Source organism: Bradyrhizobium sp. AC87j1 (genome assembly GCF_002936975.1).
Classification (GTDB): Bacteria; Pseudomonadota; Alphaproteobacteria; order Rhizobiales; family Xanthobacteraceae; genus Bradyrhizobium; species Bradyrhizobium shewense.
In genome coordinates, this window is sequence record NZ_PTFE01000205.1 from 1 (window position 1) to 3,037 (window position 3,037).

At 65.0% G+C, this 3,037-nt stretch carries 4 protein-coding genes; all 4 read left to right on the plus strand.

Features of this window, described 5'->3' with window-relative positions:
• A partial coding sequence (locus CV770_RS40675) for a chemotaxis protein CheW (protein WP_201760262.1) occupies positions 1-197 on the plus strand: 197 nt, incomplete at its 5' end.
• Between the two features lie 72 nt (positions 198-269).
• Positions 270-635, plus strand: a complete 366-nt coding sequence (locus CV770_RS40680) for a response regulator (RefSeq protein ID WP_007600538.1) — start codon at positions 270-272, stop codon at positions 633-635.
• 75 nt (positions 636-710) lie between these two features.
• Complete coding sequence (locus tag CV770_RS40685; RefSeq protein ID WP_104466283.1) at positions 711-1,901, plus strand: protein-glutamate methylesterase/protein-glutamine glutaminase; 1,191 nt, start codon at positions 711-713, stop codon at positions 1,899-1,901.
• Positions 1,898-2,770 carry a CheR family methyltransferase gene (locus CV770_RS40690; RefSeq protein ID WP_104466284.1) on the plus strand — a complete coding sequence of 291 codons (873 nt, stop codon included), beginning with the start codon at positions 1,898-1,900 and terminating at the stop codon, positions 2,768-2,770. The genes CV770_RS40685 and CV770_RS40690 overlap by 4 nt, the downstream gene beginning before the upstream one ends.
• Positions 2,771-3,037: the final 267 nt, after the last annotated feature.

Below are 3,037 nucleotides of genomic sequence, written 5' to 3' on the forward strand. Positions count from 1 at the left end.
AATCCTATGGCCTGCTGATCGATCAGATCGGCGAGGTCCTTCGCCTGCCCGAAGCCGGCATGGAAGAAAACCCCGTCAACCTCGATCCTCGCATGGCCAAGCTCGCCGGCGGCGTCCATCGCCTCGAGGGCCAGCTCATGGTCGTCCTCGACGTCGATCGGGTCCTCGAGCTCGCGCCGGAAATGATGGCGGCCTGATACGGCGGCTCGCCGCCGACGTGCCAGTAATTGGAAGTGCCCCCCGCAAAGGGGGAGGAAGCAGAGGTTCACATGCGAACTTGTCTCGTCGTTGATGATTCCAGCGTCATCCGCAAGGTTGCGCGCCGGATCCTGGAGGGCCTCGACTTCCAGATCCTCGAAGCCGAGGACGGTGAGAAGGCGCTGGAGGCCTGCAAGCGCGGCTTGCCCGATGCGGTGCTGCTCGACTGGAACATGCCCGTGATGGACGGCTACGAGTTCCTCGGCCATCTCAGGCGCATGCCCGGCGGCGACCAGCCCAAGGTGGTGTTCTGCACCACCGAGAACGACGTCGCGCATATCGCGCGCGCGCTGCATGCCGGCGCCAACGAGTACATCATGAAGCCGTTCGACAAGGACATCGTGACGGCGAAATTCCAGGAAGTCGGCCTTATCTGAGCGATCGGCCGGAGGCCGAAGGGATTCTTCGGCGCTTGTTTTCAACTGTACCCTTTCAGTCTGAGTTGGTGAGTAATGAGTGTTGCGTTCGCAGGTAATTCGGCTACGACCGGCTCGCGCGAAGCGGGGCCGCTGCGGGTGATGATCGTCGACGACTCCGTCGTCATCCGCGGTCTGATCTCGCGCTGGATCGGTGCCGAGCACGACATGGAGGTCGCTGCCTCGCTGCGCACCGGGCTCGAAGCGGTCAACCAGATCGAACGCATCAATCCTGACGTTGCCGTGCTCGACATCGAAATGCCCGAGCTCGACGGCATCTCGGCGCTGCCGCAGCTGCTGGCGAAGAAGCGCGATCTCGTCATCATCATGGCCTCGACGCTGACCCGCCGTAACGCGGAGATCAGCTTCAAGGCGCTGTCGCTCGGCGCCGCCGATTACATTCCGAAGCCGGAATCGACGCGCGAGGCGTCGGCCGCCGACATCTTTCATCACGACCTGATCCAGAAGATCCGCCATCTCGGTGCGCGGCTGCGTCGCAAGGCCGCGGTCGCAAGCCCGCCGCTGGCGCCAGCGGGCCCGGCTCCGGCCCCGCGTAGTCCTGTTGCGCGGCCCACAGTGCCCGCTCCGGCGGTACCTGCTGCGTCATCCGGGGCGCTCACCATGCGCCCGTTCTCCAATCAGGCCCCCAAGGTGCTGCTGATCGGCTCCTCGACTGGCGGTCCGCAGGCGCTGATGGCGCTCGTCACCGAGCTCGGCCCGGTGATCGACCGCTTCCCGGTGCTGATCACCCAGCACATGCCGCCGACCTTCACCACCATCCTTGCCGAGCATCTGGCGCGTTCGAGCCGTAAGCCGGCAGCCGAGGCGGTCGACGGCGAGCCGGTGAAGCCGGGACGGATCTATCTGGCGCCCGGCGGCAAGCACATGCGCGTGGCGCGCAGCGGTGCGGACACCGTGATCGCGCTCGACGACGGCCCCGCCGTCAATTTCTGCAAGCCCGCGGTCGATCCGCTCTTCACCTCCGCCATCGACATCTGGCACGGCAGCATCCTCTCCGTGATCCTGACCGGTATGGGCTCGGACGGCATGCGCGGCGGCAAGGACATCGTTGCCGCCGGCGGCAGCGTCATCGCGCAGGACGAAGCCTCCAGCGTGGTCTGGGGCATGCCGGGCGCGGCGGCCAATGCCGGCATCTGCGCGGCGATCCTGCCGCTCAACCAGATCGGCGCCAAGGTCAACCGCCTGTTCGCGGGAGACCGCGCGTGACGCCGGTTGACTACGACTATCTGCGCAAGTTCCTGAAAGAGCGCTCCGGCCTCGATCTGTCGCCCGACAAGCAATATCTGGTCGAGAGCCGGCTGTTGCCGCTGGCGCGCAAGGCGAGTCTATCAGGCATTCCCGATCTCGTGCTGAAGATCAGGAACGGCGACGGCCGGCTTGCCACCGACGTGGTCGAAGCGATGACCACCAACGAGACCTTCTTCTACCGCGACAAGATCCCGTTCGATCATTTACGCGACACCATCCTGCCGGGCCTGATCAAGGCGCGGGCGATGCGCAAGAGCTTGCGCATCTGGTCGGCGGCGTCGTCGACGGGGCAGGAGCCCTATTCGATCGCGATGTGCGTGAAGGAGATGGGCGCAGCGTTGGCCGGCTGGCGCATCGAGATCGTCGCCACCGATCTGTCGCAGGAGGTGCTGGAGAAGTCCAAGGCTGGAATCTACAGCCAGTTCGAGGTGCAGCGCGGCCTGCCGATCCAGCACCTGATGAAGTACTTCACGCAATCCGGCGAGGTCTGGCAGCTCAATGCCGACATTCGCGCGATGGTGCAGTTCCGCCAGCTCAATCTGCTGCAGGATTTCTCCCATCTCGGCACGTTCGACGTGATCTTCTGCCGCAACGTGCTGATCTATTTCGACCAGGACACCAAGGCGGTGATCTTCGAGCGGATGGCGAAGGGCCTGGAGGCCGACGGCACGCTGCTGCTCGGCGCTGCCGAATCCGTCGTCGGCATCACCGATGCGTTCCGTCCGATTACCGAGCGCCGCGGTCTCTACCAGCTCAACCCTGCACGCTCCGGCCGCCCCATGGGCGGATTGATGCCGCCATCCTTGAAGGTTGCCGCGGCGCGGTGAATTGCTTCTCACCCTCTCCCCTTGTGGGAGAGGGTGGCTTCGCGATAGCGAAGCCGGGTGAGGGGTCTCTATCCTCACGAATAGTCCGGCGTGCGGGGAGAACCCCTCATCCGGCGCTTCGCGCCACCTTCTCCCACAAGGGGCCTGTTGCGTTATCGGCTTTTGAAGTTGAGGACGGCAGGAGAAGGGCCGTGGTTACGGCAATTGCCAGCCAAGTCTGTAGTGGTCGCCCTCGGCGGGCGGCTCAGGTCGCGATCGTGGCCCACC